We start from the raw sequence: 400 nt of genomic DNA, 5'->3' as shown, positions 1-400 counted from the left end.
CCAATGAGAAAAAGATTGATAATGCCATCGGGATTGTGGCGAATGAAAACAAGTACCATCCCATCCGGGACTACCTAAGTGCCCTTGTGTGGGACGGGACAGAACGAATCCGTTTCTGTCTGCGGCACTTTCTGGGGGCTGACGCAGACGATTACACCTATGAAGCGTTGAAGCTGTTCCTGCTGGGTGCAATCTCACGAGCCTTTCAGCCGGGGTGCAAGTTTGAAATCATGCTTTGTCTGGTAGGCGGTCAGGGGGCTGGAAAGTCCACCTTCTTCCGTCTGCTGGCAGTCCGGGACGAGTGGTTCTCCGATGATTTGCGGAAGCTGGACGATGACAATGTGTACCGTAAGCTGCAAGGTCACTGGATTATCGAAATGTCGGAAATGATGGCAACCGC

The 400-nt window shown here is 52.5% G+C and carries 1 protein-coding gene; it reads left to right on the top strand.

Features of this window, described 5'->3' with window-relative positions:
- A partial coding sequence (locus tag DW922_RS18175; protein WP_243032285.1) for a virulence-associated E family protein occupies positions 1-400 on the top strand: 400 nt, incomplete at both ends.

Source organism: Clostridium sp. AM42-4 (assembly GCF_003480105.1).
In the GTDB taxonomy this organism is placed as follows: Bacteria; Bacillota; Clostridia; order Lachnospirales; family Lachnospiraceae; genus Brotaphodocola.
This window is presented reverse-complemented; position numbering and strand designations above follow the sequence as displayed.